The 16,671-nt window shown below is 70.2% G+C and carries 14 protein-coding genes and 2 riboswitches; of the genes, 9 read left to right on the top strand and 5 right to left on the bottom strand.

Annotated features, from left to right (window positions below):
- Nucleotides 1-16: 16 nt before the first annotated feature.
- Together HDA45_RS05625 and HDA45_RS05630 are read right to left on the bottom strand one after the other, a co-directional pair.
- Nucleotides 17-868, bottom strand: a complete 852-nt coding sequence (locus tag HDA45_RS05625) for an ABC transporter substrate-binding protein (RefSeq protein ID WP_246480616.1) — start codon at nucleotides 866-868, stop codon at nucleotides 17-19.
- Nucleotides 865-3,582, bottom strand: a complete 2,718-nt coding sequence (locus HDA45_RS05630) for a prenyltransferase/squalene oxidase repeat-containing protein (protein ID WP_184892503.1) — start codon at nucleotides 3,580-3,582, stop codon at nucleotides 865-867. The genes HDA45_RS05625 and HDA45_RS05630 overlap by 4 nt, the downstream gene beginning before the upstream one ends.
- Before the next feature lie 71 nt (nucleotides 3,583-3,653).
- Nucleotides 3,654-3,795: riboswitch (cobalamin riboswitch) on the bottom strand.
- A gap of 81 nt (nucleotides 3,796-3,876) precedes the next feature.
- Nucleotides 3,877-4,002, top strand: a riboswitch (cobalamin riboswitch).
- A gap of 35 nt (nucleotides 4,003-4,037) precedes the next feature.
- On the opposite strand from HDA45_RS05630, the gene HDA45_RS05635 reads away from it, so the two are divergent.
- The 3 genes from HDA45_RS05635 to HDA45_RS05645 all read left to right on the top strand — a co-directional run bounded on the left by HDA45_RS05635 (nucleotide 4,038) and on the right by HDA45_RS05645 (nucleotide 6,948).
- Nucleotides 4,038-5,045 carry a prenyltransferase/squalene oxidase repeat-containing protein gene (locus tag HDA45_RS05635; protein ID WP_246480617.1) on the top strand — a complete coding sequence of 336 codons (1,008 nt, stop codon included), beginning with the start codon at nucleotides 4,038-4,040 and terminating at the stop codon, nucleotides 5,043-5,045.
- A 196-nt stretch (nucleotides 5,046-5,241) separates the two neighbouring features.
- Nucleotides 5,242-5,982 carry a MerR family transcriptional regulator gene (locus HDA45_RS05640; RefSeq protein WP_343071992.1) on the top strand — a complete coding sequence of 247 codons (741 nt, stop codon included), beginning with the start codon at nucleotides 5,242-5,244 and terminating at the stop codon, nucleotides 5,980-5,982.
- A gap of 63 nt (nucleotides 5,983-6,045) precedes the next feature.
- Nucleotides 6,046-6,948, top strand: a complete 903-nt coding sequence (locus HDA45_RS05645) for an AurF N-oxygenase family protein (RefSeq protein ID WP_184892507.1) — start codon at nucleotides 6,046-6,048, stop codon at nucleotides 6,946-6,948.
- On the opposite strand, the gene HDA45_RS05650 is transcribed toward HDA45_RS05645, so the two are convergent.
- The 3 genes from HDA45_RS05650 to HDA45_RS43010 form a co-directional block, all read right to left on the bottom strand.
- Nucleotides 6,943-7,776 (bottom strand): LLM class F420-dependent oxidoreductase, encoded by an 834-nt coding sequence (locus HDA45_RS05650; protein ID WP_184892509.1) that lies wholly within the window; start codon nucleotides 7,774-7,776, stop codon nucleotides 6,943-6,945. The two genes, HDA45_RS05645 and HDA45_RS05650, sit on opposite strands and share 6 nt — an antisense overlap.
- A 69-nt stretch (nucleotides 7,777-7,845) precedes the next feature.
- Nucleotides 7,846-10,224, bottom strand: coding sequence for a helix-turn-helix transcriptional regulator (locus tag HDA45_RS05655; protein WP_184892512.1), 2,379 nt, complete (start codon nucleotides 10,222-10,224; stop codon nucleotides 7,846-7,848).
- A 49-nt stretch (nucleotides 10,225-10,273) separates the two neighbouring features.
- A complete protein-coding gene (locus HDA45_RS43010) occupies nucleotides 10,274-10,870 on the bottom strand; it encodes a QsdR family transcriptional regulator (RefSeq protein ID WP_184892513.1) in 597 nt (198 codons plus the stop codon).
- A 138-nt stretch (nucleotides 10,871-11,008) separates the two neighbouring features.
- Here HDA45_RS43010 and bdeA point away from each other — a divergent pair, with 138 nt between their 5' ends.
- From bdeA to HDA45_RS05690, 6 genes are all read left to right on the top strand, one after another.
- Nucleotides 11,009-11,866, top strand: a complete 858-nt coding sequence (gene bdeA / locus HDA45_RS05665) for a bis(hydroxyethyl) terephthalate hydrolase (protein ID WP_184892515.1) — start codon at nucleotides 11,009-11,011, stop codon at nucleotides 11,864-11,866.
- Nucleotides 11,867-11,948: 82 nt separating this feature from the next.
- Nucleotides 11,949-12,698 (top strand): ABC transporter ATP-binding protein, encoded by a 750-nt coding sequence (locus HDA45_RS05670; RefSeq protein WP_184905334.1) that lies wholly within the window; start codon nucleotides 11,949-11,951, stop codon nucleotides 12,696-12,698.
- Complete coding sequence (locus HDA45_RS05675; RefSeq protein WP_184892517.1) at nucleotides 12,685-13,389, top strand: ATP-binding cassette domain-containing protein; 705 nt, start codon at nucleotides 12,685-12,687, stop codon at nucleotides 13,387-13,389. Before HDA45_RS05670 ends, HDA45_RS05675 begins: the two co-directional genes overlap by 14 nt.
- A gap of 11 nt (nucleotides 13,390-13,400) precedes the next feature.
- Nucleotides 13,401-14,279, top strand: coding sequence for an ABC transporter permease subunit (locus HDA45_RS05680; protein ID WP_184892519.1), 879 nt, complete (start codon nucleotides 13,401-13,403; stop codon nucleotides 14,277-14,279).
- 1 nt (nucleotide 14,280) lies between these two features.
- Nucleotides 14,281-15,279 (top strand): branched-chain amino acid ABC transporter permease, encoded by a 999-nt coding sequence (locus tag HDA45_RS05685; RefSeq protein ID WP_184892521.1) that lies wholly within the window; start codon nucleotides 14,281-14,283, stop codon nucleotides 15,277-15,279.
- Nucleotides 15,276-16,586 (top strand): ABC transporter substrate-binding protein, encoded by a 1,311-nt coding sequence (locus HDA45_RS05690; RefSeq protein WP_184892523.1) that lies wholly within the window; start codon nucleotides 15,276-15,278, stop codon nucleotides 16,584-16,586. The genes HDA45_RS05685 and HDA45_RS05690 overlap by 4 nt, the downstream gene beginning before the upstream one ends.
- The last annotated feature ends 85 nt before the right edge of the window (nucleotides 16,587-16,671 follow it).

Raw genomic sequence — 16,671 nt, forward strand, 5'->3', positions numbered from 1 at the left:
ACTCCGAAGACCCTCCTCATTGGACGGTCAAGGTCGCGCTCGAGTACACCGTCACCCCGTTACCCGTGGCCGCGATCGTGTAGACGTAGGTGCCCGCCGCGGTCGGCGTGATGTTCTGCGTGCCGCCGGGCGCCGCGAGCGCACCGGACCAGGCGCCACCGCCGCTCGACGGGGTGACCGACCCCGCGGTGACCGTCGTCGCGTTGGTCGAGGTCCAGGTCAGCGAGGTGGTCTGGCCGAGGGTGATCTTGCGGTCGACGTCGTTGACGGACAACGAAACCGTCGGGTTGCTCGCGTTCACGGCCGGGTTCGTCGGCGTGACCCCGGGCGGCGGGTTGGTCGTCGCCGACTTGTTCAGCGAGAACGACCAGCCTTCGAAACCGCCGGGGACGACGTTGCGGTTGAGCGCGCCGTAGCTGCTGTAGGTCCAGGTCGAGCCGGAACCGTCGGCGTGCCAGTAACCCCAGTACGCGCCGGCGGGCGGAGTGTTGACGCACGGTTCCTTGTAGTTCGGGTTGCTCGACAGCGGAATCGTCTCCGTCGCGGACGGGCGGCCACCCAAGCGGCACACGAAACCGAGCCCCCATCGGGCGGTGCCTGCGACGGCGATCCCGGCGTCCTGCAGCGCCTTGATACCGGTGCGGTCGGTGCCAGGATTCGCGTTGGGCGAGCAGCGGGTGATCGTCGGCGCGGCGGTCCCGCCGTTACCGTCGAGTTCCTGGAAGTCGACCACGACGGTGACGCCGGTGAGGGCGTCGTTGCCGGTGCAGATCCCGTCGTACCCCGCGGCCTGCGCGGGCGCGGCCACGGCGGTGGCCAGTCCGGTCAGTCCGATGAGGACGGACGTGACGGCGAGCAGTCTTCTCATGGTGTTGCCCCCTTTGTCTTGATGAAACGGCGTAGCAGGAAGATGAGCACGATCGCGGCGGCCAGCAGGATGCCCGCCAAGCCGACGAGCCCCCACGTCATCCACGACGGCTGAGTAGTCTGGGCGGCGGCTTGGAGCTGGGTACCGGACGCGGCGTTCGCGGCGTCGACGTCCGAGAGCGGCAGCCGGACGGCGGACGACAGCGGCGAATCCGCGGCGGTGAGCCAAGATCGGCCCGCGACACCCTGGGCGGCGGCGAGGCTCGTCGGGAAATCGGTCTTCCCGTCGCTCGCCACGACGGATCCCTTGGCGAAACCGCCGTCGGCCTGGACCAGCTTGCCCAGCGACCGCGCGGTTCCGCTCGCGTCGAGTCCCGCGACCTGCCGCGCGGCGGCGACGGCGGCGCTGAGCGCGACGTCCGCTTCGCCCGCTTCACCGGTCACCATGCCTTCACCGGTCGGCCGGACGCCGAGCGCGCTCACCGCGGAGACGAACGCCGACACACGCCGCTCGGTCCAGCCGTCCGGTCGTTTGGTCGACGGCGCGGCGTCGGTATGCGGACGGGCGGCCAGCGCGGTGACCGCGGCGGCTGTCGCGCCCAGGTCACCGGAGCCGCACTCCGCGGTGTCGAGGTGCTTCGGGAAGGTTCCGTCGGCGCACTGGCGCGAAAGCAGCAGTTCGACCGCGGGGCCGGGGTCGGCGGTGGTGGCGAGCAGTGCCCACGTGTGCCGCTCGACGGTCTCGTCGGCGTCGGCGAAGGAACCGGTGTCGGTGAACTTGCCGTCAGTGCCGCGCAGCTTCACCAGGTCGGCGCGCAGCTGACCGACGTCCGCCTTCGCGAACTCGCCGACGAGCACCAGCTTCGCGAGCGGTTCGGCGTAGGACGCCCCACTCTGCTCGTACGGAGCGCCGTGGGCGTAGGCCTGCACGGCTTCCGGCGTGAGCAGGAACTTCGATGCGCGGGCGACCGTCTCCGGCTGCACGTCCAGCGCCCGCAGCGCGAGCACCAGATCAGCGGTGGCGTCGTAGTCGACGTAGGTCTTGCCGTCCTCGGTGACCTCGACGTGGTCACCGCCCACGAGCCGGTTCGTCAGGTACGCGCCCAGACGGGAAGCCGGGGTCGCCGTGTCCGGGATGGCGACCGGGGCCGCGATCGCCGTCGGCGGCGGGACCCGGGCGCCGGTGGACGCCCTCGGGGTGACCGGCTTCTTCTTGGGTTTCGGCGTCGTGGTCTTCGGCGCGGGCTTGGTGTCCTGCGGCTTGGCCGCGGGCGGGGTGGTCGTGACGGTGACCGTGCTCGGCGCGGGCGGGCTCGTCGCCAGTGACGAGGACGTGCCCGGCGTCGGCGTCACCGACGTCGTGGTGGTCGCGGTGGTCGTCGTCGTGGTCGTGGTCGTGGTCGTCGTGGTGCTGGTCGGCGCCGGATCGCTGCTGGTCGAGGTCGGCGTGCCGGTGGCCGAGCTCGTTTCGGACGGCGTGGAGGTCGGCGTTTCGGAGGCACTGCTGCTGGTCGGTGGCGGTCCGCTGCCCTTCGCGAGCGCGTAGAAGCCGACCTGCGACAACCCGAGCGAGGCCTGGGCGCCCGCGCGGATCCAGGTGTCGAGCCCGCTGATGCCGCCGGTGCGCGCCGCGACGTAGGAAGCCGGGTTGTAGGCGATCGCGCCGAGGTCGCCCGCGAGCCGGTTGCCGGAGTCGGCCGCCGCGTTCGCCTGCGCGGATTTGAGGAACCGCACGCCCTTGTCGACCGCCTCGTCGGCGCCGCCCGCGTCGGCGAGCGCCTGGACGATCAGGCCGGTGCTGTTGGTGTTCGGGGCTTCGGTGCCGACGCCGCCGCCCCAGCCACCACCGGCGTTCTGGTTCGCGGTGAGCCAGGAGACGGTCTTGGCGATCGGGGCGTCGAGTCCGCCCGCGCCCGCCTTCCGCGCGGCCAGCATCGCCGAAAGCGCGAGGCCGGTGGTGTCACCGTCGGACGGGGACTGGTCGATCGTCTTGCCCTCGTCGCACGAGGAGATCTTGTAGCCGTTCGACGTGACGTGATCGCCGGTCTCGGTCGTCTTGATGTAGCCGAAGAAGATGCGGAAGTAGCCCTCGGAGCACTGCTGGGTCAGTAGCTTGTCGATGGCGAGCTGGTCATTCTCACCCGCCGCGGCGAGCCCGATGACGCCGAGCGACTGGCCGAACATGTTCGCGTTGTTGCTCACGGAGTCGGCGAGGTCGGGGTTCTTCGAGTAGTCGCTGATCCGGCCCTTGTCCGGGCCTTTGCGCATGATCGCGGCCTTGGTCTCGGCGACCATGTCGTAGCCGTCGAAGTTCCGCGGGTCGTGGCCGGAGGCCTGCGCGGCGACCAGCGTCTTGGCCGCGGCGCCGCCGACGATGACCTGGTCGTAGCCTGCGCCGGGGACGAGGCCGTCCCAGGTGAAGTAGTCGGTGGCGTGGCCCTGCTCGTCGAGGAACTTCACGATCGGCTCGGCCTTCGCACCCTCGCCCGAGGCGTACATCGAGAGCAGCACGTCGATCATCAGGCCGTGGTCGGGCAGTTCGCCGCCGTTGGGGTTCTCGAGCGTGCCGTCCGGCTTCAGCTTCGTCGCGAGCCAGCGAGAGTTCGCCTTCGCCGCGTCGGGATCGTTCGCGGCCGTCGCCGTCCCGGTGAGCAGGGCGGCGACCACGCCGACACTGACGGCGAACGCCGATGCGGCCAAGTACCCGCGGCGCATGGCTCCTCCTTGCGGCATGGCGGAGGACAGGCGCGGGGGCGCCGGAGTCACCCCTGTTGATCGCGACAGTGGTTCGTTCATCCACCCGTGCGGTACCCCGGCTCGCCCTGGTGAAGGGCCCACGGTTGCGCGACAGCGCCGGATTTCGACCGGCTTCCCCGTCACGGGCGGCGTTGTTCAGTTGTCGAGCCCGCCGAGGTTAACACCCGATCACTCGCGACAGGCACCGCTGACCAGGTCGGTTGCCAGGATCACATCGAGAGTCGCGCCCGGCGGTACCCCGGCGCTTGACCGGGATGAGACTCTTCGGATCGTCAATCAGCGCGGTCGTGGGGGAAGTCCGGTGAGAGTCCGGCGCTGTCCCGCAACGGTATGCCCTTTCGGGCGAGCCCGGTCACCCACGTCGCGCGGTGTCACCACCGACTCCTGTCGTGGAAATGCGGGAAAGGGTTCTCATGAGACGTTTGGTCCTCGCTGTCGCCATGCTGTGCGGCATCGGACTGGTCGCCGCTCCGGCGGCGACCGCGGCCACCCACAACAAGGCGGACGCCGCCGCGGGCTGGCTCGCCAGGCAGATGACCGACGGGGAAAGGTTCGAGGCCGACTTCGGCGGCCAGAAGTTCCCCGACCAGGGCTTGACGATCGACGCGATCTTCGCGTTCGCCGCGGCCGGGGTGTCGGACACGAACGCCGGCAAGGCGATCACGTGGCTGGCGAAGCCGGAGATCACCACGGGTTACGTCGGCAGCGGCACCGAGGCCTACGCGGGCGCGCACGCCAAACTGCTGCTGGCCGCGCAGATCCGGGGCAAGAACCCGGCGTCGTTCGGCGGCGTCGACCTCAAGGCGGGACTGCTCTCGCTGCTCACGCCGTCCGGCCGGTTCTCCGACCGGTCCGAGTACGGCGACTACTCGAACGCCTTCACCCAGTCGCTCGCCCTGCTGGCGCTGGACCGCACACCCACCGGCGCCCCCACCTCGGCCGTGACGTTCCTCGCGGGCACCCAGTGCGCGGACGGCGGTTTCCCGCTGAACTTCGGGGAAGCGACGTGCGCGAGCGACGTCGACTCGACCGCGATGGTCGTGCAGGCCTTGCGCGCCACCGGTGACGCGGTGAACGCCGGCGAGGGCACTTCCTGGCTGGTCACCAAGCAGCACGCGAACGGCGGCTTCGGCGTCGGCACGAACGCGCCGAACTCCAACAGCACCGGCCTCGCCGCCGAAGCGCTGGCGGGCCACCGTCCCGCCGCCGCGGTCAAGGCGCGGGAATTCCTGCGGTCGTTGCAGACCGGCTGCACCGGCGCCGAGGCGGACCGCGGTGCGATCGCCTACGACGCCACCGGCCTGAACCCGGCGACCGCCCCGCGCGCGACCGCGCAGGCGATCCTCGGCCTGGCGAGGGTTCCGCTGAGCGACCTGCACGGTGGTGGCCGTCCGCAGGCGCCGGTCCTCGCCTGCTCCTGAGGTACGTCTCGTGAGCGGTAGGGACGGTTCCTTCCTTGCTTGAGGTCCGTGAAGGACCCCTTCACTACCCTCAGGGTAGGCAAGGGGCCCTTCACGGACCCGCACCCGCGAACAACCGCAGCCAGTACCCAGTAGGTACCTAAGACACTCTCGGTTCCAACCGTCCCGACCGCTCAAGAGCCTTTAGCCTGTGCCGGTGGCTGAGTATCGAGTGGGCGACCTCGCGAACCAGGCGGGGACGTCGGTGCGGAACGTGCGCGCCTATCAAGACCGGGGACTGCTTCCCGCGCCGACGCGACGCGGGCGCGTGGCGATGTACGACGACGCGCATCTGGCCCGGCTGCGGCTGATCGTCCAGTTGCTGGAGCGCGGGTATACCCTCGCCCAGATCGAGGAAATGATCGAGACCTGGCAGCAGGGGCGGGATCTCGGCGATCTGATGGGCCTGGAGGACGCGCTCTCCCAGCCGTGGTCGGAGGAGACCCCCGAGCGGATCACCGTGACGCAGGCGCGGAAGGAATTCGGGCGGCTGATCACCCCGGCCAACGTCAAACGGGTGCTGGCGATGGGGGTGGCCACCCGCCGGGGCGCGCATTTCGAGGTCTTCAGCCCGCAACTGCTGCAGGCCGGCCGTGAACTGCTGGCGGCGGGGGTCCCGCCGGAGCAGGTCCTGAGCCTGGCCGAGGCGCTGATCGAGCACACCGACGCCGTCGCGACGTTGTTCCTGGACACCATCCGGCGCGACGTCGTCGACCCTCGCGGGGAGGACTGGGTGCCGGACGCCGCGGAGATTTCCGACCTCACCGACCTGGTGAAACGACTGCGGCCGCTGGCGCAGTCGGCGGTGACCGCGAGTCTGGCGCTGTCGATGAGCCGCGCCTTCCCGGAGTTCCTCGAGGAACTGGCCCAGCACCTCCGGGAACGCCACGAGTCTTGAACATTTACATCGGTCACTGTAACTTTCCATCGCGGGATGCAATCCGCGATGGAGGGAGTGGCGATGACGGCACGGACGAAGCCCCTACGCGATCGGGAGACCGGCGCGCAGCGCTTGCTGCAGGCGAGCGCGAAGCTGTCTTATGACCCCGAAGTCGACGTGGACTGGGAAGCCCCGCTGACCGACGGCGCGTTCTTCATCCCCGAGCGGACGGTGTCGTTGTACGGCACCGAATTGTGGGACAGCATGAGTCACGAGCAGCGCGTGGAGCTGTCACGGCAGGAGCTGATCAACTCGGTCAGCGTCGGGATCTGGTTCGAGATCATCCTGATGCAGATGCTGCTGCGGATGTCCTACCGCGCGGATCCCACCACCGCGCACGCACGGTACGCGCTGACCGAGGTCGCCGACGAATGCCGCCATTCGACGATGTTCGCGATGCTGATCGACAAGGTCGACGGCCGTCCGTACCGGAACAACCGGCTGCTGCACTTCACCGCGCACGTGCTGCCGCTGATCCTGCGGGGCCCGTCGATGTGGGTGGCGACGCTGATCGGCGAGGAGGTCTTCGACGCCATCCAGCGTGAGCATCTGCAGGACGAGTCGATCCAGCCGCTGGTGCGCGCCGTCATGCGGATCCACGTCACCGAAGAGGCACGGCATGTGCGCTACGCCCGCGACGACCTGAGCAGGCAGATGGCCCGCGCGTCCTGGCCGGTCAAGGCCTTCACGCGGATCGTCGTGGCGATCGGCTCGATGCTGTTGTCCCGGCTGCTGTCCAGGCCCGCGCAGTACGCCCGCGCCGGTCTGGAGCGTCCCCGCCGGGCGGCCGCGCTGGCCAGGCGCAGCCCGCACCGCCGCGAGGTGCTGGCCGCGGGTGCCGCGAAAATGGTGCGGTACCTGCGGGAAGTCGACCTCGTCGGCGGTCCGGGCCTGGTGCTGTGGCGGCGTTCCGGCCTGTTATGAGGCGCGCAGCGGCGCGATGGTCTTCGCCACCTGGTCGAGAAGCTCCAAGGTCTCGGCCTCGGGCAGCGTCGGCAGGAGGAGGGAGACTTCGTCGACCCCGGCGCCGTCGAGACGTCGCAGCAACTCGGGATCGGCCGGCGCGCCGAACACGCTGATCTGGACGTCTTCGCGGCCTTGATCGGCGAGCCAGGACCGGACCCGGCGCAGTTCCTCCGGCGGTGTCACGAAATGCGGCAGCCAGCCGTCCGCGTGCTCGGCGAGCCGTTTGAGCCCGGCGGGGCCCTGACCGGCGACGTAGATCGGCGGATGCGGTTTCCGCACCGGCTTCGGCCAGGCGAAGACAGGGTCGAAATCGACGTGCTCGCCGTGGAACTCGGCCTCGTCCTTGGTCCAGATCTCCTTGAGCGCCTGGAGTTGTTCGGTCAGCAGCGCGCCCCGCGTCTTCGGGTCGACGCCGTGGTTGCGCATCTCCTCGATGTTCCAGCCCGCCCCGACGCCGAAGATCACCCGCCCCTCGGAGAGCAGGTCGAGGCTGGCGACTTCCTTGGCCGTGTAGAGCACGTCGCGCTGGATCATCAGGGCGACCGCGGTGCCGAGCCGGAGGTTCGACGTGACCGTCGCGGCGGCGGCCAGCGCCACGAACGGGTCGAAGTTGCGCATGGCCCCTCGCGGCAGCTCGCCGCCGGGGTAAGGAGACTCCCTGCTGACCGGTATGTGGGAGTGCTCAGGGACGTAGAGGGAGTCGAATCCCTTCTCCTCCAACGCCGCCCCCAAAAAGTGGGGCCGGATTCCTTCGTCGGTCACTGCCGTCGCGATCCCGAAGTCCATACCTTGCTACGACTCACGGGCTGGGCCGGGTATTCCCTCGCTACCGCCAACTGCGCGAAGGGGCAAACCTCATTCCCCGGCGGCCACGCGGCGCGCGAGTTCCACACGTGACCGGACCCCCAGGGCCGTGAAGATGTTCCGCAGGTGGTGATCCACGGTCCGGTGGCTGATCACCAGCCGCCGCGCGATCTCCTTGTTCGTCTCCCCCGCCGCCACGAGCCGCGTGATGGCGTCCTGCTGCGGGGTGAGCCCGGCGAGCGACCTGTGCGGTACGTCGACGGTCTCGCCGGTCGCCCGCAGTCCGGCGCGGGCGCGGTCGGCGAACCGGGTCGCGCCGACGTTCTCGAAGCCGCGCAAGGCATCGCGGAACTGGTCACGGGCGTCCCTGCTCCGACGGTGTCGACGCAGCAGGGTGGCGTAGGCGAGCCGGGTCCTGGCGAGTTCCACCGCGCCGCCCGCCCTCCGGTGTGCTTCGACGGCCAGCCGGAAATGCCGTTCCGCCACTTCCGGATCCGACGCGGTCAGCGCGTGACACCGGTGGCTCAGCGCGAGCCAGCAAGGTTCCGCCCCGGCCGAGGTCCAGCGGTCGAACACCTCCAGCGCGGTTCGCGCGCGCTCGGGCCGCCCCGAACGCACCGCCGCTTCGACGAGTTGTGGCGTGGCGAGCACGCGGATCACCGGCTGGTCGCCGGAAACACCGGACGCGAGATCTTCGAGCCTGCTCAAGGCGTCGTCCGGCCGGTCTTCGGCCAGATCCAGGCACGTGTACGCCCACGCCGCGACGGCCGCGGGCCTGCCGAGACCGCGTTCGGCGATGCCGCCTGCCGCCTCGTCCAGTTCCGGGACGCGGTCGCCGAGGAGAGCGGCGGCCAGCCCCAGCAACGTCAGATGTTCCATCCGCAGGTTGTGGGGTGCGCGCAGACCTTCCCGGGACGCCGCTCGCGCACACGGGATCCGGTCGAGCGCGATGGCCGAGAGCGACAGGTAGACCAGCGCCCACGGCAGTTCCGCGCACCGCCTGCCGAGTCGCGCGCGGCTCACGGCCGCGGACGAGTACTCGTGCGCCCGTTCGGCGTGCCCGCGCGCGAAGGCGGCATCGGCGGCCCAAACGGCTCCGGCGACGTCCGAGTCCGCCATCCCCCGGCGGACGGCGTCCTCCAGCGGCAGGTCGGCATCGTCGTGGCGTCCGGCGTAAACCGAGGTCAGACCACGGAAGTGCGCGAAGGCCAGACCGTCCCCGGCCGGCACCGTCCGCGCCAACGCCCGGTAACCGCTCAGGTCCCCGCCGAGCCTGCGGGCCTCACCGGCCAGCAGGAGCGCGGCAGCGGGATCGGGCAGCAGTTCCGCCGCCACGGCGAGTTCGTGGGTGGCGACCGCGGGATCGCCGTCCCGCAGTTCGATTTCGCCGTGCAGCAACGCCACCGCACCCGGCCGGGCGTCCACTTTGGACAGCAGCAGCCGCGCCCATCCCGGTCTGCCCGCCTGCCACGCCGCGTCGGCCGCGGCCAGCAACCGGCTCGCCCGCGCGGGCGGATCGGCGGTCAGGGCCGCGGCGCGCTCGAGTTGCCGCGCCTCGGCCGCATGATCCACCGCGGGTGCGGCAGCGAGCTCGTCGGCGAGCGGCGCGAACGGCGTGGACGTCGCCATCGCACGGTGCCAAAGCGCGTCCGGGCCTTCCTCGACGGAGGCCAGCCACGCGTGCGCCGCCCGGCGGTCCGCCGGTGACGCCGCCGCGTACCACGTCGCCTTCCTCGCGGAAACATCCATACAGGCGGCGAGAAAACGGACGCGCTCGTCGAGCCGCATCGCGTCGAGCTCGGCCGCGTAGCGGGGCAAACGTTCCCGAAGGATCGGCGAAACCGGCTCCCGCCCGGCCGCCTGCGCGGGTGTCAGCGAGGCGGCCAGCGCGACCAGATCGGCCGGATTCCCCTTCCCCAGTTCGACCAGCTGCGGACGCACCCCGGCGGGCACGCCGCGATCGCGCAACAGCAGGTCGGCGGCGGCCTCGGTCAACGGCGTCAGGTCGACGGATTCGAACTCGTCGGATCCGGAGCGCGACGCGAGCACCATCCCGACCGGGGCCCCGTCGAGCCGCCGGGCCGCGAAACCCAGCGCCGCCAGGGATTCCGGGTCGACCCAGTGCGCGTCGTCGACCCAGCAGATCGTCGGCACCGAGAGGGTGCCGAGCCGATCACGCGCCTCCGGGCCGCCGGAAACGGGAGCGCCGAACATCCGGTGCAGGGCGCCGTACGGCAACGCGCTTTCGGCCCGCAGGCCCCGCACCCCGACGAGGCGGACACCGAGCGTGGCGCGCAGCGCGGTGAGCAGCGCCGACTTGCCCAGCCCCTCCGTCCCGCGGACCAGCACGGCACGCCCGGCGATCGAGCGCAGCCCGCCGAAGAGGTCGTCCCTGCCCCGCAGCGGGTACACGGCGTCCCGGACAGGCATCGGCGCCTCCTCGAAAATCCCTTTCGATGAAACACCAGGCGCAAGTGTTTCACAAGGTCTTGCTCGGCACCCGTCCTTCCACGAGCGCTCCGAGCAGCGTCGACGCCGCGTCGAGATCCGGCGTCCGGGACGCGAGGACGTCCGAATACAGGAACGCCTCCCCCAGCCGGACGATCGCGTAACAGAGACTGTCCAGGCCGACCGCGGGCACGAATCCGCCGTCGTCGACGTCGCGGCGCAGCAGCTCGACGTGCGCCGCGATCACCCGAGGCTGGACGCGGCCGTCCGGATCGGTGAGCAGCCGGATCGCCAGCACCGGTTCATCGTCGAGGAAGCGGCGGAACCCCGCGCTCGCCGCGAGGACGGATCGGTACTCGCGCATGATCGCGAGACAGCGCAGTTCGCCGGCCGCGTTGCGCACCACGTCGCCCTCATCGCGCTCCCAGGTGCGCGCGGCGGCCGTCAGGGTGCGCTCGGACAGGTAGTAGAGGGCATCACCGAGCAGGTCTTCCCGGTTGCCGACGCGGCGGAACAGGGTGCTGCGTGAGATGCCCAGATCCTGGGCGAAGGCGGAGGTGTCGACGCGGACGCCGCGATCGATCCACCGCGCCGCGGTGCGGACTATGTCCTCGGCTGAGGGATTCACGATCGCCGATCGTACGGGCGCCCGGCCCGCCGGGTGCGGCCGCGGACGAAGACTGGCGATTTCACCGATGCAGCCCGCCGCGGCCGTTTGCCAGAGTCCAGCATCACGGACTGTTCACCGGCGAACGGAGACGGCACCATGCGCAGTACGACCCGGATCCTTTGTGGACTGGCGACCGTCGCGGCACTCGCTGCCGCCCCAACGGCCTACGCCGCCGAGAACCCTTACGAACGAGGCCCGGCCCCTACCGAAAGCAGCATCGAGGCCTCCCGTGGCTCGTTCGCGGTGTCGGAGACTTCGGTGTCTCGAGTGTCCGTCACCGGGTTCGGCGGCGGCACCATCTACTACCCCACCAGCACCGCTCAGGGCACTTTCGGCGCTGTCGCCATCTCACCGGGCTACACCGCGACCCAGTCGAGCATCGCGTGGATCGGCCCGCGGCTGGCGTCGCAGGGTTTCGTGGTGTTCACCATCGACACGAACACGATCTACGACCAGCCCGGCAGCCGCGGTGATCAACTGCTCGCCGCGCTCGACTACCTGACCCAGCGCAGCGGCGTCCGCTCCCGCATCGACACCTCCCGGCTCGCGGTGGCCGGGCATTCGATGGGCGGCGGAGGTTCGCTCGAGGCGGCACAGGACCGGCCGTCGCTGCAGGCCGCCGTCCCGCTCGCGCCGTGGAACACGCAGAAGTCGTGGTCCTCGCTGCGGGTGCCGACGTTCGTCATCGGTGGGGAATCCGACGCTGTCGCGCCGGTGGCCTCGCATTCGATCCCGTTCTACACCAGCATTCCCGCCTCGGCGGAGAAGGCGTACATGGAGCTCGACAACGCGAGCCACTTCTTCCCGAACACGGCGAACACCACCATGGCGAAGTACACGATCTCGTGGCTGAAGCGGTTCGTGGACAACGACACCCGCTACGAGCAGTTCCTCTGCCCCGCCCCGGACGACCGCGCGATCAGCGACTACCGGGACACGTGCCCGCACGCCTGAGCCGTCCAGGTCCCGGCGCACCCGCGCCGGGACCTTCCCTTTCGCCGTTGGGAGTTCCCGCGTGACCCTGTCCACCTTCGAGATGTCCGGCGTGTCGGTGACCTTCGGCGGTCTCGTCGCGCTGTCCGACGTCTCCCTGACCGTCGCACCGGGCCGGGTGCTCGGCGTGATCGGGCCGAACGGGGCGGGCAAGACCACGCTCTTCAACGTCGCGTGCGGCTTCGTCCGCCCGGACACCGGCACGCTGACCTGGCGCGGAACCGCGCTACGACGGCTGCGCCCGCATCACCTCGCCGGTCTCGGCATCGCCCGCAGCCTGCAGGAACTCGGCCTCTTCGGCCGGATGACGGTGCTGGACAACGTACTCGTCGGCGCGGGCAGACACGCGAAAGCCGGCTTCTGGTCCTCGATGCTGGGCCTGACGCGGGATGAGAAGGCCCTGACCGAGCGGGCGATGGCGTACCTCGAGGACTTCGGCATCGCCGACGTCGCCCACCGCTACCCCGCGAGCCTCCCGTACCCGGTCCGCAAACGGGTCGCGCTCGCGCGGGCCTTGGTCAGCGAACCGGATCTGCTGCTGCTCGACGAACCGGCGGGTGGGCTGTCGGCAGCCGAGATCGCGGACGTCGGCACCCTCGTGCGCGGCCTGACCGAGCGCATGTCGGTGATGCTCGTCGAGCACCACATGGATCTGGTGATGGGGGTGTGCGACGAGATCGTCGTACTGGACTTCGGCAAGGTGATCGCCCGCGGCACGCCGGACGAGATCCGCGCGGCCCCGGCGGTGCGCGCCGCCTATCTCGGCGAGGAGGTGGCCGGTGCTGACCGTTGAAAACCTCTCGGCGAGCTACGGCGCCGTCCGGGCGCTCGATTCCGTGAGCCTGACGGCCGCCCCCGGCGAGATCACCGCCGTACTCGGCGCGAACGGCGCGGGCAAGACCACCTTGCTGCGCGCCGTTTCCGGACTCGTCCGGCCGACGGACGGCAGCATCTCGCTCGCGGGCCGCGACCTGCGCCGAGTGTCCACGGAGGACCTCCCGGCGCTCGGTCTCGCACAGGTGCCCGAAGGCCGTGGCGTGCTCGCCGAACTGACCGTCGAGGAGAACCTGCGGCTCGGCGCGCTCGGGGCAGGAGGCCGGGCGACGGCGTCCCGACTGAGGCGGATCTACGAGCTCTTTCCCGTGCTCGACGAGCGCAAAAGCGGTCTCGCGCACGTCCTTTCCGGCGGGGAGCGGCAGATGCTGGTGATCGGCAGGGCGCTGCTGTCCCGGCCGAAAGTGCTGCTGCTCGACGAGCCGTCGCTGGGCCTGGCGCCGAGGATCGTGACGCAGATCTTCGGTCTGCTGCGCGGTCTCGTCCGCGACGAGGGACTGGCCGTCGTGCTGGTCGAGCAGAACGCGCACAGCGCGCTGTCCATCGCCGACCACGGGGTCGTGCTCAACCTCGGCGAGGTCGTCGTCCGGCGGGACGCGGCCGAACTGGTCGCGGACGACGACCTCCGGCACGCCTACCTCGGATTCTGAAAGGAAGCCTCGTGCAGCAACTGCTGACCACCGCGCTCACCGGGCTGACCCTCGGCGCGGTCTACGCCGCGTTCGCCCTGGCGCTGGTGCTGATCTGGCGGGCGACGCGGATCGTGAACTTCGCGCAGGCGCCGATGGCGATGATCACCACGTACCTCGCGCTGGTGCTGATCGACGCGGGCTGGTCGTACTGGCTCGGTTTCACCGTCGCCCTGCTCGCGGGACTGGTGCTCGGCGCGGTGGTGGAACGGTTCGTGGTCCGGTTCGTCTCCGGCAAGCCCGAGATCAACGCCGTGATCCTCACCCTCGGGTTGTTCATCGTGCTGCACGCGCTGGCGGCACTGGTGTTCGGCTCGCGGTACCGGTCTTTCCCGGCGCCGTTCGGGCTCACCGGTTTCCAGATCGGCGGCACGACGATCGCGCTGACCGGGTTCGGGGTGTTCACCGTCGCCGCCGTCGGGGTGGTGCTGCTCGGACTCGTCCTCCTGTTCCGCGGCACCGATCTGGGCCTGCGGATGCGAGCGGCGGCCTTCGACCAGGAGGTGGCGCGCCTGCTGGGCGTGCGGGTCGGGCGGATGCTGACCCTCGGCTGGGCGCTCGCCGCCCTCGCCGGTTCGCTGTCCGGACTGCTGATCGCCGGCGGCGGACTGGTCCATCCGTCCTATATGGACGGTGTGGTCGTCTACGGCTTCGTCGCGGCGGTGCTCGGCGGTTTGGACAGCCCGGTCGGCGCGGTCGTCGGCGGGATCGTGCTGGGCCTGTCCTTGAGCCTCGTCAGCGGCTACGTCGGCGCCGAACTGGTCCCGCTCGCCGCGCTGGCGATCCTCATGGTGGTCCTGCTGCTCAAACCCGGCGGACTGTTCGCGAGCGTCCGCGAACGGAGGGTCTGACATGCCGCGCAAACATCTGCTGCTCCCCCTCGCCGGACTGGTCGTCGTGGTGCTGGTCCTGGAGAACACGGGCCCGTTCCTCACCGCGCAGTTCACCACGATGGCGTACTTCGCGATCGCCGCGGGCGGCTTGACCGTCCTGACAGGACTGAACGGGCAGCTCTCACTCGGTCATGGGGCGCTGATGGCCGTCGGCGCCTACTCGGCGGCACTCCTGCTGAAGTCAGCCCTGCCGCTCCTGGTGGTCCTGCTGACGGCGACGGTGATCACGCTGGCCGTCGGAGCTCTCGTGGGTTTCGCGGCCGCGCGACTGCACGGGCCGTACCTCGCGGGCGCGACGCTCGCGCTCGCCATCGCCGTGCCCGGGATCCCTTTGTTCTTCGGGGAAACCCTCGGCGGCGAACAAGGTCTGCCCGTCCGCATGCCGGAGATCCCCGGTTGGCTGGCGGACGCCGCGTATTTCGTGACCGGCCAGGACCTCACGTCGATCCGTTATCTCGCCTACCTTTCCTGGCTCGCCGTGATCGTCGTGTTCGTCCTGCTGGCGAATCTGTCCCGCGGCCGGGCCGGACGCGATTGGCGGGCTGTCCGCGACGAGGATGTGGCCGCCGAACTGGCCGGGATCGATCTCGGCCGCACTCGGGTGCGGGCCTTCGTGGTCAGCGCGGGCTGCGCGGGGCTCGCCGGTGCGCTGATGGCGTTGTCCGCGCGGCTGGCGGCGCCGAGCGGGTTCGCGCTGACGTTGTCGCTGCTGCTGGTTTCCGCGGTGGTGCTCGGGGGTTTGGGGAGTCTCACCGGCGCGCTCGCGGGGGCGGCGCTCCTGACCTTCCTGCCGCCGCTGGTGACCGGCGCGGGAACGGATCTCGGCCTGTCCGACGTCCAGGCCGCGCATCTGGCGCCGTTGATCTACGGCCTGGTCACCGTCCTGATCGTGCTGCTCGCACCGGCCGGCCTCGCCGGCGGGCTGCGGAAACTCACTCACCGGAGGCGAAGTTCATGAAACGCTGGACCAAGGCCGTGGCCCTCTTCCTGGCCGTCACGATCACCACCGCCTGCGGGGCGGGCGGCAGACCCGAGGGCGACGACAAGGGTTCGACCGTCGGCGTCACCGACACCACCGTCAAGATCGGGGCGCATTTCCCGCTGACCGGCGTCGCCGCGCCGGGCTACAGCGAGATCCCGAGCGGACATCAGGCCTACTACGACTACGTGAACGCGAACGGCGGGATCAACGGCCGCAAGATCGAGTTCGTGGCGAAGGACGACGGCTACAACCCGACGACCACCAGCGCGGTCACCAACGAACTGGTGCTCAAGGAGGAGATCTTCGCGATGGTCGGCGGCCTCGGCACGCCGACGCACAGCGCCGTCGTCGACTTCCTGAACAGCTCGAAAGTCCCGGACCTGTTCGTGTCTTCGGGTTCGCTGCGCTGGGGCGACGATCCGAAGAAGGCACCCTTCACCTTCGGCTGGCAGCCGGACTACGAGATCGAGGGCAAGATCATCGGCGACTGGGTGCGGAAGAACCTGCCCGCCGCCAAGGTCGGCCTGTTCGTCCAGGACGACGACTTCGGCCGAGACGGCGAGAAGGGCGCGCGCCGCTATCTGGACAAGCAGATCGTGGAGGTCGCGAAGTACTCTCCGGGCAACACCGACATCGCCCCGCAGATCGCGAAACTCAAGGCCGCGGGCGTGGATCTGGTGCTGGGCTTCACCGTCCCGTCCTACACCGCGCTGTCCCAGCTGGCGTCGCTGAAGATCGGCTTCAAGCCGAAGTGGTTCTACAGCAACGTCGGTTCCGATCCGGCTCTGGTCGGCTCGCTGCTCGCGCGGTTCTCCGAAGGCAAGGTGACCAACGGCGCGTCACTCATCGACGGCGTTCTGACCACCGAGTACCTGCCCGGCGTCGACGCGCCGGACAACGCGTGGACGAAGCTGTGGCGGAAGATCTGGAGCGAGCACGGCAAGGGCGGCGACCTGACGAACTACCGCATCTACGGGATGGCGCAGGCGTACACCTTCGTCCAAACGTTGCAGGCGGCCGGACGGGACCTGACCCGGGAGCGCGTCGTCGAAGCGCTCCAGAAAAGCGGGAAGACGTTCAAAGGGCCGGGCCTCGCGCCTTTCCGTTACTCCGGCGAGAAGCACCTGGGCATCGCCGGGATGTCGGTGGTGGAGCTCGAGGGTGGTGCCGGCAAGGATCTGACGCCGGTCCTGGTGACAGACATCGGCGAGGCCCCCATCGAGGCGGACGACTCGGCGGCCAACGACGCGCCACCGGCGAACGGGATCCCGGAGGCGGCATGAGACCGGGCCAGAACCTGAAATTATCTTCACGTACACATCTCGGCTGGCGCGACGTCACCGATGATCACCTCAGACGTCCTACCTT

Origin of the sequence: Amycolatopsis umgeniensis, assembly GCF_014205155.1 — a bacterium.
In the GTDB taxonomy this organism is placed as follows: Bacteria; Actinomycetota; Actinomycetes; order Mycobacteriales; family Pseudonocardiaceae; genus Amycolatopsis; species Amycolatopsis umgeniensis.